This is a genomic window from Pseudomonas sp. NMI542_15, from assembly GCF_021283425.1.
GTDB lineage: Bacteria > Pseudomonadota > Gammaproteobacteria > Pseudomonadales > Pseudomonadaceae > Aquipseudomonas > Aquipseudomonas fortuita.
In genome coordinates this window covers 12,754-34,108 of sequence record NZ_JAJSRO010000036.1, presented here as the reverse complement: position 1 = coordinate 34,108, position 21,355 = coordinate 12,754, and the positions used below count along the sequence as shown (strand labels likewise).

Annotated in this window: 22 protein-coding genes; 3 read left to right on the top strand and 19 right to left on the bottom strand. The window is 63.4% G+C overall.

What is annotated here, in order from left to right; all coding sequences use genetic code 11:
* Window positions 1–161: 161 nt before the first annotated feature.
* The 6 genes from acpP to LU684_RS29085 form a co-directional block, all read right to left on the bottom strand.
* The gene (acpP, locus tag LU684_RS29110) at window positions 162–398 is read right to left on the bottom strand and encodes an acyl carrier protein (protein ID WP_008096410.1); all 237 of its coding nucleotides are present in this window, start codon (window positions 396–398) and stop codon (window positions 162–164) included.
* A 203-nt stretch (window positions 399–601) separates the two neighbouring features.
* Window positions 602–1,342, bottom strand: a complete 741-nt coding sequence (fabG, locus tag LU684_RS29105; RefSeq protein ID WP_016485489.1) for a 3-oxoacyl-ACP reductase FabG — start codon at window positions 1,340–1,342, stop codon at window positions 602–604.
* A gap of 15 nt (window positions 1,343–1,357) precedes the next feature.
* The gene (gene fabD, locus LU684_RS29100) at window positions 1,358–2,296 is read right to left on the bottom strand and encodes an ACP S-malonyltransferase (protein WP_083283763.1); all 939 of its coding nucleotides are present in this window, start codon (window positions 2,294–2,296) and stop codon (window positions 1,358–1,360) included.
* Window positions 2,297–2,423: 127 nt separating this feature from the next.
* The gene (gene plsX, locus LU684_RS29095; protein ID WP_016485487.1) at window positions 2,424–3,434 is read right to left on the bottom strand and encodes a phosphate acyltransferase PlsX; all 1,011 of its coding nucleotides are present in this window, start codon (window positions 3,432–3,434) and stop codon (window positions 2,424–2,426) included.
* Window positions 3,435–3,437: 3 nt separating this feature from the next.
* Complete coding sequence (gene rpmF, locus LU684_RS29090; protein WP_016485486.1) at window positions 3,438–3,620, bottom strand: 50S ribosomal protein L32; 183 nt, start codon at window positions 3,618–3,620, stop codon at window positions 3,438–3,440.
* Window positions 3,621–3,633: 13 nt separating this feature from the next.
* Entirely contained in the window at window positions 3,634–4,161 is a 528-nt protein-coding gene (locus LU684_RS29085; RefSeq protein WP_016500896.1) for a YceD family protein, read from the bottom strand.
* Window positions 4,162–4,257: 96 nt separating this feature from the next.
* Between LU684_RS29085 and LU684_RS29080 the strand changes: the two genes are divergently transcribed.
* Window positions 4,258–4,836: a Maf family protein gene (locus tag LU684_RS29080; protein WP_016485484.1), complete on the top strand. Its 579-nt coding sequence runs from the start codon at window positions 4,258–4,260 to the stop codon at window positions 4,834–4,836.
* A 281-nt stretch (window positions 4,837–5,117) separates the two neighbouring features.
* Here the strand turns inward: LU684_RS29080 and LU684_RS29075 are convergent, their stop codons facing one another.
* From LU684_RS29075 to rluC, 3 genes are read right to left on the bottom strand one after another with little or no spacing between them, the layout of a single operon-like run.
* Window positions 5,118–6,107 (bottom strand): S49 family peptidase, encoded by a 990-nt coding sequence (locus tag LU684_RS29075; protein ID WP_016485483.1) that lies wholly within the window; start codon window positions 6,105–6,107, stop codon window positions 5,118–5,120.
* A gap of 6 nt (window positions 6,108–6,113) precedes the next feature.
* Window positions 6,114–6,788 (bottom strand): HAD family hydrolase, encoded by a 675-nt coding sequence (locus LU684_RS29070; RefSeq protein WP_232895314.1) that lies wholly within the window; start codon window positions 6,786–6,788, stop codon window positions 6,114–6,116.
* Window positions 6,789–6,791: 3 nt separating this feature from the next.
* A complete protein-coding gene (gene rluC / locus LU684_RS29065; protein WP_024718201.1) occupies window positions 6,792–7,748 on the bottom strand; it encodes a 23S rRNA pseudouridine(955/2504/2580) synthase RluC in 957 nt (318 codons plus the stop codon).
* A 795-nt stretch (window positions 7,749–8,543) separates the two neighbouring features.
* On the opposite strand from rluC, the gene rne reads away from it, so the two are divergent.
* On the top strand, window positions 8,544–11,882 hold the full coding sequence (gene rne, locus LU684_RS29060; RefSeq protein WP_232895313.1) for a ribonuclease E: 3,339 nt from the start codon (window positions 8,544–8,546) through the stop codon (window positions 11,880–11,882).
* A 115-nt stretch (window positions 11,883–11,997) separates the two neighbouring features.
* Here rne and murB read toward each other — a convergent pair whose 3' ends face one another.
* The 8 genes from murB to LU684_RS29020 all read right to left on the bottom strand — a co-directional run bounded on the left by murB (window position 11,998) and on the right by LU684_RS29020 (window position 18,954).
* Complete coding sequence (murB, locus tag LU684_RS29055) at window positions 11,998–13,017, bottom strand: UDP-N-acetylmuramate dehydrogenase (protein ID WP_016485479.1); 1,020 nt, start codon at window positions 13,015–13,017, stop codon at window positions 11,998–12,000.
* On the bottom strand, window positions 13,014–13,478 hold the full coding sequence (locus LU684_RS29050; protein WP_023048424.1) for a low molecular weight protein-tyrosine-phosphatase: 465 nt from the start codon (window positions 13,476–13,478) through the stop codon (window positions 13,014–13,016). The genes murB and LU684_RS29050 overlap by 4 nt, the downstream gene beginning before the upstream one ends.
* Window positions 13,478–14,242: a 3-deoxy-manno-octulosonate cytidylyltransferase gene (gene kdsB, locus LU684_RS29045; protein ID WP_023048425.1), complete on the bottom strand. Its 765-nt coding sequence runs from the start codon at window positions 14,240–14,242 to the stop codon at window positions 13,478–13,480. The genes LU684_RS29050 and kdsB overlap by 1 nt, the downstream gene beginning before the upstream one ends.
* Entirely contained in the window at window positions 14,239–14,424 is a 186-nt protein-coding gene (locus LU684_RS29040) for a Trm112 family protein (RefSeq protein ID WP_003247142.1), read from the bottom strand. The genes kdsB and LU684_RS29040 overlap by 4 nt, the downstream gene beginning before the upstream one ends.
* Window positions 14,425–14,468: 44 nt before the next feature.
* Window positions 14,469–15,470: a tetraacyldisaccharide 4'-kinase gene (gene lpxK / locus LU684_RS29035; protein WP_232895312.1), complete on the bottom strand. Its 1,002-nt coding sequence runs from the start codon at window positions 15,468–15,470 to the stop codon at window positions 14,469–14,471.
* Window positions 15,470–15,904 carry an ExbD/TolR family protein gene (locus LU684_RS29030; RefSeq protein WP_016485476.1) on the bottom strand — a complete coding sequence of 145 codons (435 nt, stop codon included), beginning with the start codon at window positions 15,902–15,904 and terminating at the stop codon, window positions 15,470–15,472. The genes lpxK and LU684_RS29030 overlap by 1 nt, the downstream gene beginning before the upstream one ends.
* A complete protein-coding gene (locus LU684_RS29025) occupies window positions 15,901–16,536 on the bottom strand; it encodes a MotA/TolQ/ExbB proton channel family protein (protein ID WP_016391244.1) in 636 nt (211 codons plus the stop codon). Before LU684_RS29025 ends, LU684_RS29030 begins: the two co-directional genes overlap by 4 nt.
* Window positions 16,537–16,740: 204 nt before the next feature.
* Window positions 16,741–18,954, bottom strand: coding sequence for a DNA internalization-related competence protein ComEC/Rec2 (locus LU684_RS29020; RefSeq protein ID WP_232895311.1), 2,214 nt, complete (start codon window positions 18,952–18,954; stop codon window positions 16,741–16,743).
* 142 nt (window positions 18,955–19,096) lie between these two features.
* Here LU684_RS29020 and LU684_RS29015 point away from each other — a divergent pair, with 142 nt between their 5' ends.
* A complete protein-coding gene (locus tag LU684_RS29015; RefSeq protein WP_156343168.1) occupies window positions 19,097–19,723 on the top strand; it encodes a DUF2062 domain-containing protein in 627 nt (208 codons plus the stop codon).
* Here the strand turns inward: LU684_RS29015 and LU684_RS29010 are convergent.
* Together LU684_RS29010 and LU684_RS29005 are read right to left on the bottom strand one after the other, a co-directional pair.
* On the bottom strand, window positions 19,607–20,386 hold the full coding sequence (locus LU684_RS29010; RefSeq protein ID WP_016485472.1) for an ABC transporter permease: 780 nt from the start codon (window positions 20,384–20,386) through the stop codon (window positions 19,607–19,609). The two genes, LU684_RS29015 and LU684_RS29010, sit on opposite strands and share 117 nt — an antisense overlap.
* The gene (locus tag LU684_RS29005; protein ID WP_016485471.1) at window positions 20,383–21,315 is read right to left on the bottom strand and encodes an ABC transporter ATP-binding protein; all 933 of its coding nucleotides are present in this window, start codon (window positions 21,313–21,315) and stop codon (window positions 20,383–20,385) included. The genes LU684_RS29010 and LU684_RS29005 overlap by 4 nt, the downstream gene beginning before the upstream one ends.
* Between the last annotated feature and the right edge of the window lie 40 nt (window positions 21,316–21,355).

Genomic DNA, 21,355 nt, shown 5'->3' with positions numbered 1-21,355 from the left:
TCTTGCGATTACATTCAAGCGCTGGAATGGAATGGCAACAGGCTCTTGGTGCGCGGTGAGCGAAGCCGGCTCGCCAAAAAGCAGCACGTTCGCAAAGAAAAAACCGCACGCCGGCAAAGGCAGTGCGGTTTTTCTCGTCAAGTAGCGACGACTACAGCGTCTTAGGCCTTGTGGCTGTTGACGTAGTCGATAGCGGCTTGAACGGTAGTGATTTTCTCGGCTTCTTCGTCAGGGATTTCGGTCTCGAATTCCTCTTCCAGAGCCATCACCAGCTCAACGGTGTCAAGCGAATCGGCACCCAGGTCATCGACGAAGGACTTCTCGTTAGTCACTTCCTCTTCCTTCACGCCCAGTTGCTCGGCGACGATTTTCTTGACGCGTTCTTCGATGGTGCTCATACCTAGTTTTCACTCCTAATGGATATATGTCAGGCAGCTGGCCGGTGGCTAATTTTATAGAAAGACGTTCGCTTTTCAAGCTAAACGCACTCTCAGGCTAGACACCCTACCCGCTGCCTGGAATCTGGTTGCAGCTTTATAACGGATTTTAGGCTCGCAGTATGACTCTTTTTTTACGAAATCCGTCACATTGAGTTGCAGTGTTACATGTACATCCCGCCGTTGACCGGCACGGTAGCGCCGGTCACGTAGGCTGCACCGTCGGACGCCAGGAACGACACCACCTTGGCGATTTCGTCGGCCTGGCCCAGGCGGCCCAGCGGAATCTGGGTTTGCAGGGCTTCACGCTGCGCTTCTGGCAGCTCGCGGGTCATGTCGGTGTCGATGAAGCCCGGAGTCACCGAGTTTACGGTGATGCCACGCGAGCCCACTTCACGCGCCAGGGCGCGGCTGAAGCCTTCCAGGCCAGCCTTGGCGGCGGCGTAGTTGGCCTGGCCCGCGTTACCCATGGCACCGACGACCGAGCCGATGCTGATGATACGACCCCAACGTGCCTTGGTCATGCCACGCAGCACGCCCTTGGACAGACGGTAGAGGCTGTTCAGGTTGGTGTCGATCACGTCGAACCATTCGTCGTCCTTCATGCGCAGCATGAGGTTGTCGCGGGTGATACCGGCGTTGTTGACCAGGATGGCCGGCGCGCCAAACTGCTCGGCGATTGCACCCAAAACAGTTTCAACGGATTCGGCGCTGGTCACGTTCAGTTCCATGCCGGTGCCGGTGATACCGTGCTCTTTCAGGGTGGCAGCAATACGCTCGGCGCCGGAGGCCGAAGTGGCGGTACCGATCACGGTCGCGCCCTGGCGGCCCAGCTCGAGGGCGATGGCCTGGCCAATGCCACGGCTGGCGCCGGTGACCAGTGCAACTTTACCTTGCAGGCTCATGCAAGCTTCTCCAAATCAGGCCAGTGCCGCGCGGGTGGCGGCAACGGCGTCAGGGGTATTGAGGTTGTAGGTGGTCACGCCGTCGGCGCAACGCTTGTTCAGGCCAGCCAGGACCTTGCCCGGGCCGCACTCGACCAGGTTGACCGCACCGTTGGCAGCCAGGGTCTGCACGCACTCGACCCAACGCACAGGCTGGTACAGCTGTGCCAGCAGGTCATGCTTGAGGGCATCGAGGTCAGGGGCAATGGCAGCGGTGACGTTCTGCACCACCGGAATTTGTGGCGCCTTCCATTCGATGGCGTTCACGTTCTCGGCGAAACGCTCGGCGGCCGGCTTCATCAGGGCACAGTGCGACGGTACGCTGACCGCCAGTGGCAGGGCGCGCTTGGCACCAGCCTCTTTGCACAGCTCCATGGCACGGTCCACCGCAGCCTTGTTGCCAGCAATCACAACCTGGCCCGGCGAGTTGAAGTTCACCGCGCTGACCACTTCGTCTTCGGCCGCCCTACCACAGATCTCGACCACCACGGCGTCATCCAGGCCGAGGATTGCGGCCATGGCGCCATGGCCGGCCGGGACGGCTTCCTGCATCAGCTGGCCGCGACGCTCGACCAAGCGCACGGCATCTTTCAGCGACAGGCTGCCTGCGGCAACCAGGGCGCTGTATTCACCCAGGCTGTGACCAGAAACGAAAGCCGGCGTGGCGCCGCCCTCCTCCAGCCACAGGCGCCACAGCGCGATGGAAGCGGTGAGGATCGCAGGCTGAGTCTTGTCGGTTTGATTGAGTTGTTCTTCCGGGCCTTCCTGGACCAGCTTCCACAGGTCGTAACCCAGAGCGTCGGAGGCCTCCTTGAAGGTCTCAACGATCACCGGCTTTTCGGCGCCCAGTTCCTTGAGCATGCCCAGGGACTGGGAACCTTGACCGGGGAAGACGAATGCGAGGGATGCAGACATTGAACAAGCCCTTATGATCTTGTCGTCGAATGAGGTGCGCCGAGCCGTGGGCTGGACGCAGAATCTGAAAACTTGGATGAATACGCAGACCAAGCGGTCACATTTAAGCACTTCATCGGCGAAATGCCTAAGGCAACAAATCTTCGAGGCGGCCATGCAGGCGCTGCGGCAGGTTTTCCTGAATCTCGATCAACGCCCGCTGGATAGCACTCTGGAAGCCCTGCACGCCTGCCGAGCCATGGCTCTTGATGACGATACCCTGCAACCCCAGAAAGCTCGCACCGTTGTGCCGCGCCGGCGCCAGGTCGGCCTGCAGGCGCTTGAGCAACGGCATGGCCATGGCCCCGGCAACGCGGGCAAAAGCACCGCCCTTGAACAGTTTTTCGATGCGCGCACCGATCATCGTCGCCAGGCCCTCGCTGGACTTGAGCAGGATGTTGCCGACAAAACCGTCGCACACCACCACGTCCGCCTCCCCTCTGTACAGGCCATCCCCTTCGACGAAACCGACATAGTTGAGGCCGCGAGCGTTCTGCAACAGCGTGGCCGCCAGCTTTACCTGCTGATTACCCTTGATGTCCTCGGTGCCGATGTTAAGCAATGCCACCCGCGGCCGATGCACACCCAGGGCCTGGGCGGCCACCGAGCCCATCACCGCGAACTGATAGAGGTTTTCTGCACTGCAGTCGACGTTGGCGCCGAGGTCGAGCAACTGACAGTAACCCGCCTGGGTGGGAATCGCCGCCACCATGGCTGGCCGATCGATACCCGGCAAGGTCTTGAGCACGAAGCGTGACAGCGCCATCAGCGCCCCGGTGTTGCCGGCACTGACGCAGGCCTGGGCCTTGCCGTCGCGCACCAGTTCGAGGGCGATGCGCATCGACGAGTCCGGCTTGCCGCGTAGCGCCTGCGATGGCCGCTCGTCCATACCGATCACCTCACTGGCGGCGACAATCTGCAGGCGCGCGCGATCCGCAGCTGCAAGGCCACTGACAAGATCTTCTAGGAGGGAGGGTTGACCGACGAGGGTCAGGTGCAGCGAGGGGGTAGCCGAAAGGCAGGCAATGCTAGCCTGGACAATGCTGCGGGGACCGAAGTCCCCGCCCATTGCGTCGATCGCGATGATCTGAGCAGACAAGGATTACTCGTCAGCGCCCTTATCGATCACTTTACGACCACGGTATACGCCTTCTGGCGAAACGTGGTGACGCAGGTGAATTTCACCGGTGGTCTTTTCTACCGACAGCGCGTTTTCCGACAGGGCGTCGTGCGAACGGCGCATGTCACGGGCAGAGCGGGATTTTTTGTTCTGCTGAACAGCCATAATTGATTAACTCCTAAACGTTTGGGTCACGCTTTAACTGCGCCAAAACACTGAACGGGTTGGACCGCGATACCTCGTCCTTGCTCGATTCGGGCTCGTCTGCGCCCGCCGGCTGCTGGCATTCTTCCGGATGGTGAGCAGGCACGATTGGCAAGGCGAGCAGAAGCTCTTCCTCGACCAATGCCTGCAGATCCAAAGGATCTTCGCCCAGTTCCAGCACGTCATAGCCTTTCGGCAACGACTGGGTATTCGCACCCTCCTTCACCACAGCGTATGTACATTCGCTGTAGATCGGCAGGGTGACCAGCTCAAGACAACGCTGGCAAACCATCTTGACCTCGACGTTCAGCTCGGTGTGGATAACCACTACGTGCTGCTCATCTCGTTCAAAATCGAACTTCGCCTGCACCGTACCGACATTGTCGGAAAGCGGGTCGCAGAGTCTTTCCAAATCAGCGAGTTGCAGCGAACCGTTAAGGGTTACGCCACGATCGGCTAATTTGCGCGGGTCAACGTGAGGTGGAATCGGGTCATTCAACATAGGCGCAGCATTCTAGGGATGCCCCCCGCCCCTGTCAAAGGAAATTAGGCGGCATCGTGCGTGATAGGATTGGTTCAACCGAACCCGGAGTCTACCATGCTTCCTTTGTTACTGGCTTCCAGCTCTGCCTACCGCCGCGAACTGCTCACACGCCTGCGCCTGCCCTTCACCTGGGCAAGCCCTGATATAGACGAACAGCGACAGGATGACGAGCCCGCCGTGGACCTGGTGCGCCGACTGGCCAGGCAAAAGGCCGAGGCATTGGCGGGCAGCCACCCCGGGCACCTGATCATCGGCTCGGACCAGGTTGCGGTGCTGGGCGAACAGGTACTGGGCAAGCCGCACACCTTCGAGCGGGCTTGCGAGCAACTGCTGGAGTGCAGCGGTCAGCAGGTGAGTTTTCTGACCGGGCTGGCACTGCTGAACAGCGCCACCGGGCACTGCCAGGTGGATTGCGTGCCGTTTACCGTGACGATGCGCGAGCTGAGCCGCGAGCGGGTGGAACGCTATGTGGCGGCGGAACAACCACTGGATTGCGCGGGGAGCTTCAAGGCGGAGGGGCTGGGGGTGAGTTTGTTTCAGAGCACCCATGGGTGCGATTCGACCAGCCTGATCGGGCTGCCGTTGATTCGACTGGTGGATATGTTGACCCGGGAGGGGGTGGTTGTCCCTTGAGCCTGGCTCGAGATTTTCTGCGCCTGTGAGACCGAGCGCCGCCCGCGCGGCGCTTCGCGGGGCAAGCCCGCCCCCACATCTGTTTCAGGCCAATTTCTCCTGTCACCATTGGCGCGCGGACCCTTTGGCGCATGACACGATATCGCGTCGTACCTCCAAGGGGGCGCGCACCAATGGCTCAGGACTGACCGGCCCAAAACAAATGTGGGAGCGGGCTTGCCCCGCGAAGCGCCGCACGGGCGGCGCTCGATCTCACAGGCGCCGCAAAATGCACGCCGAACTCAACGCAACTGTGGCCCCTGGAACCCCATCCACATCGCCAGGTGCTCAGCCACGCTGGCACCTACGCGCTTGGAGAAGCGATCGAAAGGCGATTCCTGAACGGTAAAGTCCACCAGCTCCTTCTCGCCAACAATCTCACGTGCCACATAGCTGGCACTGCCCAGCCCATCCACCAAGCCCAGCGCCTTGGCCTGCTCGCCCGACCAGACCAGGCCGCTGAACAACTCAGGATGTTCCTTGTCCTTCAAGCGTTCGCCACGTCCCTGCTTGACCATGGCAATGAACTGCTGGTGCGTGGTATCCAGCACACCCTGCCAGAACCGGGTTTCTTCGGGCTTTTCAGGCGAGAACGGATCAAGGAAGGCCTTGTGCTCACCCGAGGTGTAGGCGCGCCGCTCCACGCCCAGCTTTTCCATGGTGCCAACAAAACCGTAACCGGCCGCCGTCACACCAATGGAGCCCACCAGGCTGGCTTTATCGGCGTAGATTTCGTCCGCCGCACTGGCAATGTAATAGGCACCAGAAGCGCCGAGATCGGCGATGACTGCATACAGCTTGATAGCCGGGTATTCAGCACGCAGGCGGCGGATTTCGTCGTACACGTAACCCGCCTGCACCGGACTGCCACCCGGGCTGTTGATGCGCATTACCACCGCCTTGGTCTTGCTGTCCTTGAACGCCTCGCGCAGGCTCTTGACGATATTGTCCGCGCTGGCGGCCTCCTGATCGGCAATCACCCCGCGCACCTCGACCAGCGCGGTATGGCTGGCACTGCGCGATGCCGCCTTGTCGAAATCCATCAGCGGCGTGAACAACGCCAGGAAGCCGAACAGGTAGATGAAAGTCAGCAGCTTGAAGAAGATCCCCCAGCGCCGCGCCCGGCGCTGCTCCTGCACACTGGCCAGCAAGGTCTTTTCCAGCAGCTGCCAGCTCTTGCGCCCTTCGCGCTCCTCGGGTTCGGCCTCGGGGGCTTTCCATTCGTCTGCCATGCTTACCTACCTTGGAAATGGAATTGCGGAACCACCCAGCCACTCGCGCAGCTGGGAAAAATGATCGATGCACACCTGCGGACCAAACTCGGCCAGCGCCTGCAGCGGCATGGCACCATAGCCCACCGCCACCGAATGCATCCCGGCATTGCTGGCCATCTGCAGGTCGAATGCCGAATCTCCGACCATCAGCGCACGCGCCGGTTCGACGCCGCAATGGCCGAGGATTTCCTCGAGCATCAGCGGGTGCGGCTTGCCACGGGTTTCGTCGGCAGCACGGGTGATGTCGAAGAACTGCTCCCAGCCATTGGCCTTGAGTACCCGGTCCAGCCCGCGACGCGCCTTGCCCGTAGCCACCGCCAGGCGGTAACCCTCGGCACGAAAGGCATCCAGCGACTCGACCACGCCCTCGAACAGTGGCGAAGGCTGCTGATCCAGCGCCATGTAGATATCAGCATAGTGCTGACGGAAGCTGTCGACCTGCGCAGGTGCCAGGTGCGGGTACAGGGTATGGATCGCCTCACCCAGGGCCAGACCGATGATGCCCTTGACCGCATCCTCACGGCTGGCGACCTCGCCGGCACGCTCGGCGGCGGCATTCATGGCCTCGACAATACGCCCGATAGAATCGGCCAGGGTACCGTCCCAGTCGAAGATCAGTAGCTCATAGCCTTTCTTCATGGATCAGGACGCACTCAGACGTTCAATGGTTTTCGCCCAGACTTCATCCACAGGCGCTTCAAGCTTCAGCTCACCACCATCCGGCAGCGGCACAGTCAGCGCATAGGCATGCAAGAACAGGCGTTTGCCCCCCAGCTCGCGAATTTCGCGGCTGAAGTCTTCGTCACCGTACTTGCTGTCACCGGCAATCATGTGCCCCGCATGCAGGGTATGCACGCGAATCTGGTGGGTACGCCCCGTGATCGGACGGGCCTCGACAATGGTGGCGAACTCGCCAAAGCGGCGGAGCACGCGGAACAGGGTCAACGCGTCCTTGCCCTCTTCGTTCACTTCAACCATGCGCTCGCCGGAGCGCAGGTTGCTCTTGAGCAACGGCGCATTCACCTGCTTCTTCGACGTCGGCCAGTGGCCGCGCACCAGCGCCATATAGCGCTTGTCGACCCCGTCACCGCGCAGGGCGGCATGCAAGTGGCGCAGCATGCTGCGCTTCTTGGCAATCATCAGCAGGCCAGAGGTGTCGCGGTCCAGGCGGTGCACCAGTTCGAGCTCCTTGGCGTCCGGGCGCAGCTGGCGCAGTGCCTCGATCACACCAAAGCTCAGGCCGCTACCGCCATGGACGGCAATGCCGGACGGCTTGTTCATCACGATCAGCGCCTTGTCTTCGTAGACAATGGCCGCCTCAAGGCGCTGCAGCAGGCCCTGGGCCACCGGTGCCGGCTCGTCACGCTCCGGCAGGCGGACGGGCGGCACCCTCACGATGTCGCCGGCCTGGATCTTGTACTCAGGCTTTACCCGACCCTTGTTCACCCGCACTTCACCCTTGCGCAGGATGCGGTAGACCAGCGTTTTGGGCACGCCCTTGAGGGCCGTGATGAGGAAATTATCAATGCGTTGGCCGGCAAGCTCCGGCGCGACTTCGATCAGCTGAACGCCGGAAGTCGGAGGGGTATTGGTCGTCATTGCGGGATCATAACAATTTTTTATGGAATTGAAGCACTTAATCATTGCTGCTATAGTCGCGAACGCCGCCAAAAGCGGCAGGCCAGCGGCAACAGGCTTTCAGCCGGCCCTGACCAACGCAATTCTCCAGGACGCGAGGCCGTCCTACGGGGTGTTCGCCAGTTTACCGAATTGCCTGGAATCGCCACCAGCGCCGTGTAGAGAAGACCGAAAAAAAACGACAAGCGCGGTGTTTCACCTGCTTACCCGATTCTTTTCGCAGCCCCTCTGCCCGCCCCGTCGCTTCCACGCAACGCACGGCGAATGCTTCGGAAATACCTGCCTTGGATATGAATGGCGCCAGTGCAGTACCTGCAGTGGCGAAAAATGCAACCCGTTGCGGATTCAGCGCGCGGCAGCACCCGAATTATCAGGGATACGTGCAGGGTGGAGATGCACAGCCCTCGGACCGTGTAGCACCGCGTCCGGCCACCAGCCCACTGACGGCTGGCGAGCGGATAAGGTCCTGAACAGATGCCCCCGGGCGTCCACGGCTGAAGGTTGATTCCTCCTCCTGACTGAGTGCACAAGGCCCGCTTGGTTGATTCGATCTCCATTCGAAGCCACCGGGGCCTTGTTGGCACCGCAGCAAACAGGACGCGTCGTCGCGACAACGGCAGGCTGGGCAACTGGCTGGTGCCGAACGTCGCTCGACACGGGGGTGGCCCGGCCACCCTTTGCGCACCTTGGCACCGACCATGAGAAGTCGTGTGTGCCGAACGCCGTTTCCGGCAGCCCGGAAACCGACGGTACAACATGAAAAGAATGCTGATTAACGCAACTCAACCCGAAGAGTTGCGTGTAGCCCTGGTGGATGGCCAACGCCTCTACGACCTGGACATCGAGTCTGGTGCGCGCGAGCAGAAAAAGGCCAACATCTACAAAGGCAAGATCACCCGCATCGAACCCAGCCTCGAAGCCGCCTTCGTCGACTTCGGTTCCGAACGTCACGGCTTCCTGCCGCTGAAAGAAATCTCCCGCGAATACTTCAAGAAAGCCCCCGAAGGCCGGGTGAACATCAAGGAAGTGCTCAGCGAAGGCCAGGAAGTCATCGTCCAGGTCGAGAAGGAAGAGCGCGGCAACAAAGGCGCAGCCCTCACCACCTTCATCAGCCTGGCAGGTCGTTACCTGGTGCTGATGCCCAACAACCCACGTGCCGGCGGCATCTCCCGCCGCATCGAAGGCGAAGAGCGCAACGAACTGCGCGAAGCCCTGAACGGCCTGACCGTGCCGGGCGACATGGGCCTGATCGTGCGCACTGCCGGTCTTGGCCGCAGCAGCGAAGAAATGCAGTGGGACCTCGACTACCTGCTGCAGCTGTGGACTGCCATCAAGGAAGCGTCCCTGGACCGCGCTGCGCCATTCCTGATTTATCAGGAAAGCAACGTCATCATCCGCGCTATCCGCGACTATCTGCGCCAGGACATCGGCGAAGTGCTTATCGACAGCATCGATGCCCAGGAAGAAGCCCTGACCTTCATCCGCCAGGTAATGCCGCAGTACGCCAGCAAGGTGAAGCTGTACGAAGACAGCGTACCGCTGTTCAACCGCTTCCAGATCGAAAGCCAGATCGAAACCGCCTTCCAGCGCGTGGTCGACCTGCCGTCCGGTGGTTCGATCGTGATCGACCCGACCGAAGCCCTGGTGTCCATCGACATCAACTCGGCGCGGGCCACCAAAGGCAGCGACATCGAAGAAACCGCCCTGCAGACCAACCTGGAAGCGGCCGAGGAAATCGCCCGCCAGCTGCGCCTGCGTGACATTGGCGGCCTGATCGTCATCGACTTCATCGACATGACCCCGGCGAAAAACCAGCGTGCCGTGGAAGAGCGCGTACGCGAGTGCCTGGAGGCAGACCGTGCCCGTGTTCAGGTCGGCCGCATTTCGCGCTTCGGCCTGCTGGAAATGTCCCGTCAGCGCCTGCGCCCATCGCTGGGCGAAAGCAGCGGCATCGTCTGCCCACGCTGCTCCGGCACAGGCATCATCCGTGACGTCGAATCGCTGTCGCTGGCCATCCTGCGCCTGATCGAAGAAGAAGCCCTGAAGGACCGCACCGCCGAAGTACGCGCACAAGTGCCGATCCCGGTGGCCGCATTCCTGCTCAACGAGAAACGTAACTCGATCACCAAGATCGAACTGCGCACCCGCGCACGCATCATCATCCTGCCGAACGATCACCTGGAAACCCCGCACTTCGAAGTCCAGCGCCTGCGCGACGACAACCCGGAAGTGCTGAACAACCAGTCCAGCTACGAGATCGCCGCCACCGAGACCGAAGAGGCACCGCAGCAGACCGCCACCCGCACCCTGGTTCGCCAGGAAGCGGCGGTCAAGACCGCACCGGCCCGCACCAGTGCGCCAGTACCGGCTGCTGAAGAGCCACAGGCTGTCGCCCCGGCTGCCCCAGCCCCGAGCGCCCCAGAGCCAAGCCTGTTCAAAGGCCTGGTGAAGTCGCTGGTCAGCCTGTTCGCCGGCAAGGAAGAACCTGCTGCTGCCCCGGTCGTCGCCGAGAAACCGGCTGCCGAGCGCAGCCCGCGCAACGAAGAGCGCCGCAACGGCCGTCAGCAGAGCCGCAACCGCAACGGCCGCCGTGACGAAGAGCGCAAGCCGCGTGAAGAACGTGCCGAGCGCGCCCCGCGCGAAGAACGCCAGCCACGTGAGGAGCGTGCACCACGCGAAGAACGTGCACCACGTGAAGATCGCGCCCCACGCGAAGAACGTGCACCACGTGAAGATCGCGCCCCACGCGAAGAGCGTGCACCGCGCGAAGAACGCGCCCCACGCGAAGAGCGTGCACCGCGCGAAGAACGCGCCCCACGCCAGCCGCGCGAAGACCGCCGCAGCAACCGTGGCGAAGAACGCGTACGCGAGCTGCGCGAGCCGCTGGATGCCACCCCGCCAGCCGAACGCGAAGAGCGTCAGCCACGTGAAGAGCGTGTAGCCCGTGAAGAACGTGCTCCACGTGAAGAGCGCGCACCTCGCGAAGAACGTGCCCCGCGTGAAGAGCGCGCACCTCGCGAAGAACGTGCCCCGCGTGAAGAGCGCGCACCTCGTGAAGATCGCGCCCCACGTGAAGAACGTGCTCCGCGTGAAGAACGCGCACCTCGCGAAGAACGTGCCCCGCGCCCACCGCGCGAAGAGCGCCAGCCACGTGTAGCGGAAGAAGCGGCCGAGCAGGCTGCCGAACTGGCCGAAGAGCAACTGCCGAACGAAGAGTTGCTGCAAGACGAACAGGAAGGCACCGATGGCGAGCGCCCGCGCCGCCGCTCCCGTGGTCAGCGTCGTCGCAGTAACCGTCGTGAGCGCCAGCGCAACGCCAATGGCGAGCTGATCGACGGTGGCGAAGAGGACGAAGGCAGCGAAGAGCAGCCACAACAGCACAAGGCCACCGAGCTGGGTGCCGAACTGGCCGCCGGCCTCGCCGTGACTGCCACTGTTGCCAGCAGCAACATCAGCGCCGACGCCGAAGCCCAGGCCAACCAGCAGGCCGAACGTGCCACCGCCGAAGTCGCTACCGCTGCAGAGGCCGACAACCGCGAGGCCGCCCAGCCGGCCGAGCAAGCTGAAAAGGTCGAGCAGGTCGAGGCCGTCGCCAAGGCTGAAGAAGTTGCCGTGGCCCCAGTGGTCGAGCAGCCTGTCAGCCAGCCGGTAATCGTGGCCGAGGTCACTGCCGAGCCAGTGGTCGAAGTTGCTCCGCAGCCAGTGGTTGACGAAGCACCTGCAGCCGAGCCTGCGATCATCGCAGAGGCACCTGTTGAAGCGCCTGCCGTCGAAGCGGGTGAAATCGAACAGGCTCCGGCCGTGACTGACACCGCTCCAGCTGCCGAGCAGCCTGCACCGGTTGTCGAAGCCCAGCCAGAAGTGGTGGCCGAGCCTGCCCCTGTGGTGGTCGAGCCTGCGCAAGTCGAAGCCCCGGTTGAGGCAGAACCTGCCACTGTCATGCTGGCCAACGGCCGCGCGCCGAACGACCCGCGTGAAGTGCGCCGCCGCAAGCGTGAGGCCGAGGCCGCTGCCAAAGCAGCCCAGGAAGCTGCTGCAGCCTCCCAGGAACCCGCCCTGGAAGCCGCCGATGAGCACAAGCCTCATCACGGTTGATAGCCAAGGCTGAATGAAAAAGCCCCGCCAGTGCGAACTGGCGGGGCTTTTTCTTGGCTTGACGCTTAATGTCAATGCTGGCTGCCGCATTTGTAGGAGCGGCATCTGCACCGCCTCAGTAAAGGTTAGGCTCCATCTCCAGCTCCACCCCGAACCGCTCCAGGATATCCGCCTGGATCTGCCGCGCCAGCGCATGCATCTGCGCCCCGCTCGCCTGGCCGTAGTTCACCAGCACCAGCGACTGCAAGCGATGCACGCCCGCATCGCCATCACGATGGCCCTTCCACCCCGCCTGCTCGATCAGCCAGCCCGCCGCCAGCTTCGCCTGACCATCGGCCTGGGGATAAGCCACCACTGCCGGGTGTTTCGCACGAATACGCTCGACTTGCTCCGCAGACACCACCGGGTTCTTGAAAAAACTCCCGGCATTGCCGAGCTCCACCGGGTCTGGCAGCTTTTCGCGGCGAATGCTGCAAATGGCATTACTGATCGCCTGCGCGGTCGGTTCGGCTACACCCTGCTCCGCAAGGCGCTGACGCACCGGACCATAGTCCAGGTGGGCCTGCAGGGTGCGGCTCAAGGCAAAACGCACGCGCAGGATCAACCAGCGCCCGGGGTTGCGCTTGAACAGGCTGTCGCGATAACCGAAGGCACATTCTGCCAAACCAAAGTCATGCAGTTCGCCAGTCTCACGGTCCAGGGCCGTCAGGCCGGCAAACACGTCCTTGATCTCCACCCCGTAGGCGCCCACGTTCTGCATCGGCGCGGCGCCCACCGTACCGGGGATCAGGCTGAGGTTTTCCAGCCCGCAATAGCCCTGCGCCAGTGTCCACTGCACGAACGGGTGCCACGGCTCACCGGCCTCGGCCTCGACCACGATGTGTTCGCCATCGTCACTGAGCACGCGGCAGCCACGGCTGGCCATGTGCAGCACCAGTGCATCGACATCGCGGGTCAGCAGCAGGTTGCTGCCGCCGCCGATCACCAGCACCGGCAGACCTCGCTGCTGCGCCTGGCACAGCGCCTGTCGCACCTGCTGATCATCCTGGGCCTGGCTGAAAAAACGCGCCTTCACGTCGATGCCGAAGGTGTTAAAGGGTTTGAGCGAAACCTGCTCCTGCCACTGCACTGTCATAGGCGGCCCTTGATTTCCAGCACCAGTGCCTGGCACGCCGCCTCGACCAGGTCGAGCACCTGTTCGAAGCCATCGGCGCCACCGTAGTAAGGGTCAGGTACTTCATCCAGCACTGAGCCATAGCGGCGCAGGAACAGGTCGAGTTCGCCCGCTGCAGTGGGCGGGCGCAAGGCGCGCAGGTCGCGCAGGTTGCTCTCGTCCATGGCCAGCACCAGGTCGTACTCGGCAAAATGCGCTGCCTTGACCTGCTGGGCACGCTGCGCTGAGAGGTCGTAACCACGTGCCAGCGCTGCCTTGCAGGTGCGGCTGTCTGGCGCCTTGCCAACATGCCAGTCGCCGGTGCCGGCAGAGGCCACGTGCACCCGGTCGGCAAGCCCGGCGGCCTGCAATTGATGGCGCAGCACGCCTTCGGCGGTGGGCGAGCGGCAGATGTTGCCAAGGCACACGAACAAAACGCGCATCAAGCCTCCAGCAAGCGCCGTACGCGCTCCAGGTCTTCAGGGGTATCAACGCCTACGGCTGGCGCCTCGATGGCGTCCTCGACGTGAATGCGCACGCCGTGCCACAAGGCACGCAGTTGCTCCAGCGCTTCGGTCTGTTCAAGCCAGCATGGGCCCCAACCGACAAAGTCCTGCAGAAAGCCGACGCGGTAGGCGTACATGCCGATGTGGCGGCGATACGGCACGCCTTCGGGCAGCACATTGCGGTCGCTGGCAAAGCCATCGCGGGCCCACGGCAGCGGCGCACGGCTGAAAGTCAGGGCCAGTCCGTTCTTGTCGCTCGCCACCTTGACTGCATTGGGGTTGAACACGGTTTCCGGCTCATGGATCGGCTCGGCCAGAGTAGCGATGCCGGCCTCTGGATGCGCAGCCAGATTGGCCGCCACCTGGTCGATGATCACCGGCGGGATCAGCGGCTCGTCGCCCTGCACGTTGACCACGATGGCATCAGCCGGCAAGCCCAGGTGCACAGCCACTTCGGCCAGGCGGTCGGTGCCCGATTCGTGGTCTGCGCGGGTCATCAGCACTTCGGCGCCGAACGCCTGGCAGGCCTCGAAGATACTGGCGTCATCGGTGGCGATAACCACACGGCTCGCGGCACTTTTGCGTGCCTGCTCCCACACGTGTTGCACCATCGGCTTGCCGGCAATCGGCAGCAGCGGCTTGCCTGGGAGCCGTGTGGAACGCAACCGGGCGGGAATCACCACGGTGAAGTCCAGGCTCATTTGTCCAGACGCTCGTCGTCGGTCAGGGTGCGCGCCTCGCTTTCCAGCATGACCGGAATGCCGTCGCGGATCGGGTAGGCCAGGCCGGCGCCCTTGCTGATCAGCTCGGTCTTGTCGGCACTGAGCTTGAGCGGGCCCTTGGTGATCGGGCAGGCCAGGATGTCGAGCAGTTTAGTGTCCATTGGAGGCTTCCTTTAGGCCAGGTGGCCGGAAATTGAAAACGGGCTCAGGGCTTGCGCAGCAGCCGCTGCAGCTGGTTGTCGAACCAGGTGCTGAACGCTGGCGTGGGCTGGGCCTCGACGGCCAGGTACCACCAGTCGTCAGCGGCGAAGGCTCGGCATTTCACCGCATCCTTCTCGGTCATCACCAGCGGCAGCGGCGGGCTGAAAGCCAGGCTCCGGGCGCTGAACTGCGCATGGTCGGCGAAGGGATGCGGCACCGGCTGCCAGTTTAGCCCCAGCAGGGTATTGTAGAAACGTTGCGGGTTGCCAATACCGGCCACCGCGTGCAGGCGCTGGCCTGGTGGGAAATGGTCGAGGGTACGACGTTCGCCGCTGCGCACGTTGACCAGTGCGGACGGTTGCAGGCAGAAGCCAAAACCATCGGCGCGGTCGGCACTGGCACCATTGAACAGCACCGCGTCGGCGCCTTGCAGGCGCTCGACGGGCTCGCGCAACGGGCCGGCAGGCAGGCAGCGGCCATTGCCCAGGCCGCGGGCGGCATCGATCAGCACCAGCTCCAGGTCGCGAGCCAGGCGATAGTGCTGCATGCCGTCGTCGCACAGGATCAGGTCGAGCGGTTCGCTGGCCAGCAACGCCTGCACGGCGCGGGAACGGTCAGGGTCGATCATCAGCGGCACGCCGGTGCGCTGCACGATCAGCAGCGGTTCGTCGCCCGCCTGTTCGGCCGGCTGGTCGGCCTGCACCCGCCAAGGCAGCTGTGGTGGCTTGGCACCATACCCACGGCTGACCACACCCACCTTCAGCCCCTGTTGGCGGCAGTGTTCGATCAGCCAGAGGATCATCGGCGTCTTGCCGGTGCCGCCCACGGTGATGTTGCCCACCACGATGACCGGCACTGGCGCCCGGTAACTGGCACTTTCGCCACTGAGAAAACGTGCCCGCTTGCGGGTGACCACGCGGCGGTACAACGCCTCCAGCGGGCGTAATAGCGCCAGGGCGGGGTGCCCGGCGTACCAGGCGGCGAGCAAACCGTCGGCGAAAGGCATCAAGGCGTGCCCTGTGCCGCCTCGACGGTGGTCATGCGCAACTGGCTGAAACCGAGCTTGCCGGCGGCATCCATTGCGGTGACCACAGCCTGGTGCGGGGTCTTGCCGTCGGCGCTGATGGCCAGCGGGAGCGTGTTGTCACCGCCCGACTCACGCTCGATGGCCTCGCTCAAGGTGGCCAGGTCGCTCTTGGGCAGCAGGTGGTTGTTCACCGAATACACGCCTTCGGCGCTGATGGTGATTTCCACCAGCTTGTCCTGGTCGGCTGGCGCCTTCTCGGCGCTGGCAGCTTCGGGCAGCTCGACACGCAGTTGTGTCTCGCGGGTAAAGGTAGTGGTGACCACGAAGAACAGCAGCAGGACGAACACTACATCGATCAACGACGCCAGGTTGATGTCGACGTTCTCCCGCTGACGATTGCGCCGGAACTTCACGCCTTGCCTCCGGCCACTTCCACTTCACGGTCGCCCTGGATCACTTCCACCAGCTTGATCGCCTCCTGTTCCATGCCCACCACCAGCTCATCGATGCGGCGCAGCAGGAAGCGGTGGAAGAACACTGCCGGGATGCCGACCATGAGGCCGGCCGCAGTGGTGACCAGGGCCTTGGAGATACCACCGGCCAGCACGGCCGCATTGGCGGTCATTTGCGAGCCCATGAAGGCGCTGAAGATGTCGATCATGCCCAGCACGGTGCCCAGCAGGCCCAGCAGCGGCGCCATGGCGGCGATGGTGCCGAGCGTGCTGATGTAGCGCTCCAGTTCGTGAATGACGCGCGAGGCGGCTTCCTCGATGCACTCTTTCATGATTTCGCGGCCATGACGCGAGTTGGCCAGGCCAGCAGCAAGGATTTCGCCCAATGGCGAATCGGCGCGCAAGGCCTTGAGCTTGTCACTGGTCAGTTGCTTGTCCTTGATCCACATCCATACCTGACCGAGCAGGTGCGGCGGGGTGACGCGACTGGCGCGCAGGGTCCACAGGCGCTCGACGACGATAGCCATGGCAGCGATGGAACTCAGAATGATCGGCAGCATCATCCAACCACCGGACTTGACCAATTCCCACACAGTAAACGCCCCTTCGCAAAAAGGCCGCCACTCTACCATAGGACCGCCCGAGGGCTCATCTGCCGAAGGTCAGGGAATTGGCGTGCCGGGCTGGGAAGCGTACTCCGTTACAAGTGTGGTGCCTGGACGATCGAGCGCGGCCCGCGCGGCGCTCGATCTCACAGGCGCTGAAAATACCATGGCATGCACCTGCCTGCCTCCCCCTCACTCAGCTCGAACCCGCCAAAACCGCCGCTGCCCCCTGATACCCTCAACCTCCCCATGCCGCCCCAACACCAACCGCAACGCCCCCTCCACCGCCGTGTCATGCACCGCCAGACCATGCCGCTGATAACGCTCCATTACCTGCACATGCGGGTGCCCGAAGCTGTTGTTACGCCCTCGCGAAATCAATACCCCGCGCGGCGCACTAGCCCGGATGAAGGCCTCGGTGGACGAACTGCGGCTGCCATGATGCGGTGCCTGCAACCAGTCGATACGCGGCATTTCTGTGTCCGCCAGCCAGGCCCGTTCGGCCGCAGCCTCCATATCCCCCGCCAGCAGCAAGCGCTCACCCTGCGCCTCTACCAGCAAGACACAGGAACGGTCATTGCTACTCTGCCCGTCCGCCCAGCGCCACAGCGAAAAGCGCACGCCATCCCAGTTCCATTGTTCGCCACTGGCGCAAGGCTGCAACGGCACATCATCCAGCGCTTCCCCACCGATCAGCCGCCTGACCGGCAGCCCACGCTGTATGGCCGCAGCACCGCCCGCATGGTCGGCATGCGCATGGCTGATGACCATCAAGTCCAGGCTGCCCACCCCCAGCTTGCTCAAGGTCGGGAGCACCACCCGCTCGCCCAGGTCGGTCTCCCCTCTGGCCGGCCCGGCGTCGTACAGCAGGTTGTAATGCCGGGTACGCAACAGCACCGCCAGCCCTTGGCCAACGTCTAGCTGCCAGACCTCGACCTGGCCGAGCGGCACCGGCTCCCTGGGCACCCACAGCGCCAACAACATGACCCCACCCAACCCGCGCAAAGGCACGCCACGAGGCAGCAGCACCAGCAGCGCACCCAGCAAGACCAGCAGCCAGGCCCACAACGGCAAGGCCGGGGCCAGCCACGCCGGGCGCTGATGCGCCACCAACGCCAACAGCCGGAACAGCCCATCCAGCAGGCCACCCGCCAGCCACAGCAACGCTTCCCCTACCCCACCCAGCGGCAGCAGCAACGCCCCCAGCAACGCCAACGGCAACACCGCCAGGCTAACCCATGGCACCGCGACAAGATTGGCCAGCGGCGCACTCAGACTCACCGGTAAACCTGTGGCCAGCAACACCGGCAGCAAGCCGATGGCGATCACCCATTGCGCGCGCGTCCAGGCCTGCCAGGGCCGCCAACCGCCCAAACGGCCGCTGAAGCAGTAGATGAGCGTGGCCACTGCGGCAAACGACAGCCAGAACCCAGGCAGCAGCGCCGCCAAGGGTTCGACCAGCAGCACCGCGACCAGCGCCAGCAATAGCGGCAGCATTGCGCCGAGGTGGCGAAAACGCAGGCGCCACAACAGCACTACCGCCAGCATCAGGCAGGCACGCTGCACCGGTACACCCGCACCGGCCAGCCAGCCGTAGGCCAACGCCGCCGCCATGGCCAGGGCACAGGCACAGGGCAGCCACGGCAACCGGGCGGGCCACAGCCCCCAACGCGCCAGCCCGGCCACCAGGCCGTACAGCAGACCGGCCACGAGGCCGATGTGCTGGCCAGAAATAACCAGCAAGTGCACCGTACCGGTGGCCTGCAACGTCTGCCAGTCCTCCCGGGCCAGGCCAGCGCCGTCACCCAGCACCAGTGCCACCAATGCGGCCTGCCGGCCATTGGCTTGGACCACCAGCAAGCGCTGACGCAGCGCATCGCGCCAACCACCGCTCACCGGCGCCAGCAGCTGCCCGGCTTTTACCGTACCGGTGGCGCCCACCCGCCGCGCCAGCAGTTGCGCCTCCCGGTCGGGCCCATGTGGGTTGAGCAGCCCGGCCGGGCGCTGCAAGGTCACCGCCAGCCGCCACTGCTCGCCCGCCCGCAGCGGCGGCCCATCGAACCAGCTCAGTTGCAGCCGTTGCGGCAGTTCGGCCCGCCGCGAGCGTGCCGCCTCCAGCTCGAAGCGCACCCCCTGCGCAGTTCGCGCTGGCAGGCCGACCACCCGCCCCTCCAGCCACAAGGTGCGGCCGTCCAGGCCGGCAGCCAGGCGATCGTCAAGGGCCTGCTGGGCAGACCAGCACGCCCAACACAGCCCCAGCACAAAACAGCCCAATGGCCAAACGCGGGTAAACACGCTGACGGCCGCGCAGGCAGCCAGCGTTATCAACCATCCGACCGATGGCAATGCGGGGAAAAGGCCCGGGCACAACAGCCCGAGCGCGAGCGCAAACATCCCTGTGCGCATGAGGTAGAGCTCCAGAAGGTAAATCACCCCCTGAGGCATAGCTCAATTGCCGGCAACGCTTGCTCAACAATTGTCACAAACTCTAAACGAGGCCGAGCAGGATTAAAGGCATACTGCCCGGGTCAACGCTCCGGGAGCCTACATGCCGCGCCGACTTTTCAAACGCTACATGCCGGACCCGACCAGCATTCGGGAACACAAGTCCTTACGCTTTTTCGGCAAGCTGCTGCACGACCCCAACCTCTGGCACCTGAACCGCCACTCGGTGGCGCGGGCCATGGGGGTGGGCCTGTTCGCGGCGCTGATTCCCATCCCCATGCAGATGCTGCTGGCGGCGGCGCTGGCAATCCCGGTACGCGGCAACCTGCCGATCGCCGTCAGCCTGGTGTGGCTGACCAACCCGCTGACCATGCCGCCGGTGTTCTTCGTCACCTACATGACCGGCGCCTGGCTGATGCAGGTGCCGCCGCGCACCTTGCCCGACGAATTGACCTTCGAGTGGATCACCGACCAGCTTGCCACCGTGTGGCAGCCGTTCCTGCTGGGTTCGGTGGTGTGCGGGGTGGTGCTGGGCATCGTCGCCTACTTCACCACCCTGCTGTACTGGCGCTGGTGGATTGGCCGGCAGTGGCGCCGGCGCAAGCTCCGTTGCTCATGCACGCATGCCGCGGCCGCTGACCAGCAGCCGGATGCACAACGCGTAGAGCACAGCGGTGGCGACCAGCATGAAGGTGATCGCCGTGCCAATGCTGATATCCGACACCCCTAGGATGCCGTAGCGGAACGAGTTGACCATGTGCAGCACCGGGTTGGCCAGCGACACGGTCTGCCAGAATGGCGGTAACAGGTTGATCGAGTAGAACACCCCGCCCAGGTAGGTCAGCGGCGTCAGCACAAAGGTCGGAATGATCGAGATATCGTCGAAGTTGCGTGCAAACACGGCGTTGACGAACCCCAGCAGCGAGAAGATGGTGGCCGTCAGCAGCACCACGACCACGGTCACGCCCAGGTGGTGCACCTGCAGGTCGGTAAAGAACATCGACAGGATGGTCACGATCACACCGACGGCCAGGCCGCGCAGCACGCCCCCCAGCACATAGCCGACGAGAATGGTGTGCGGCGACACCGGCGACACCATCAGCTCTTCGATCGAGCGCTGGAACTTGCTGCCGAAGAAGCTCGACACCACGTTGCCGTAAGAGTTGGTAATCACCGACATCATGATCAGCCCCGGCACGATGTACTGCATGTAGGTGAAGCCACCCATATCGCCGATCTGCCGGCCGATCAGGTTACCGAAGATGACGAAGTACAGGACCATGGTGATGGCAGGCGGCAGCAAGGTTTGCGGCCAGATGCGCAAGAAGCGCCGCACCTCGCGGTAGACGATGGTGTTCAGGGCGACCCAGTTGGTGCGCAGTTCCACACTCATACGGCCACCTTCGACAGGTTTTTTTCCACCAGGGACACAAACAGCTCCTCAAGTCGGTTGGTCTTGTTGCGCAGGCTCTGCACCTCGATGTTCTGCAGCGCCAGCTGGCCGAACAGCGCGGTAATGCCAATGTCCTTGTCCACCTGCACTTCAAGGGTGTGCGGCGTCAGCAGGCGGCATGGGTAGCCCTGCAGGGCCGGCGCCTGGGCCAGGTCCTGCCTGAGGTCGAGGACGAAGGTCTCGACATGCAGCTTGCCCAGCAGCTTGCGCATGCTGGTGTTCTCGACGATGGTGCCGTGGTCGATGATGCCGATGTTACGGCACAGCTGCTCGGCTTCTTCCAGGTAGTGGGTAGTCAGGATGATGGTGATGCCCTTCTGGTTGAGCTCGGTGAGAAAGCTCCACATCGAGCGGCGCAACTCGATGTCTACCCCGGCGGTCGGCTCGTCGAGGATCAGCAGGCGCGGCTCGTGGATCAGTGCACGGGCAATCATCAACCGGCGCTTCATCCCGCCCGACAACGAGCGCGACTGCACATCGCGTTTGTCCCACAGGCCGAGCTGGGTCAGGTACTGCTCGGCGCGTTCCTTGGCCAGCTTCGGCGGGATGCCGTAGTAGCCGGCCTGGGTCACGACGATGTCGAAGGTTTTCTCGAACTGGTTGAAGTTGAATTCCTGCGGCACCACACCCAGGCAGCGCTTGAGCGCCGCCGGCTCACGGTCCAGGTCATGGCCGAACACGTTGACCGTACCGCTGGTCTTGTTGACCAAGGTCGAGAGGATGCCGATGGTGGTGGATTTGCCGGCGCCGTTGGGGCCAAGCAAGGCGAAGAAGTCACCTTCGGCAACATCCAGGTCGATGCCCTTGAGGGCCTGGAAGCCATTACCGTAGGTCTTGGTCAGCTGTCGGATGGACAGGGCAGAACTCATAGCGGGTCACGTACCGAATAAAGAATGGTTCAGGACACGC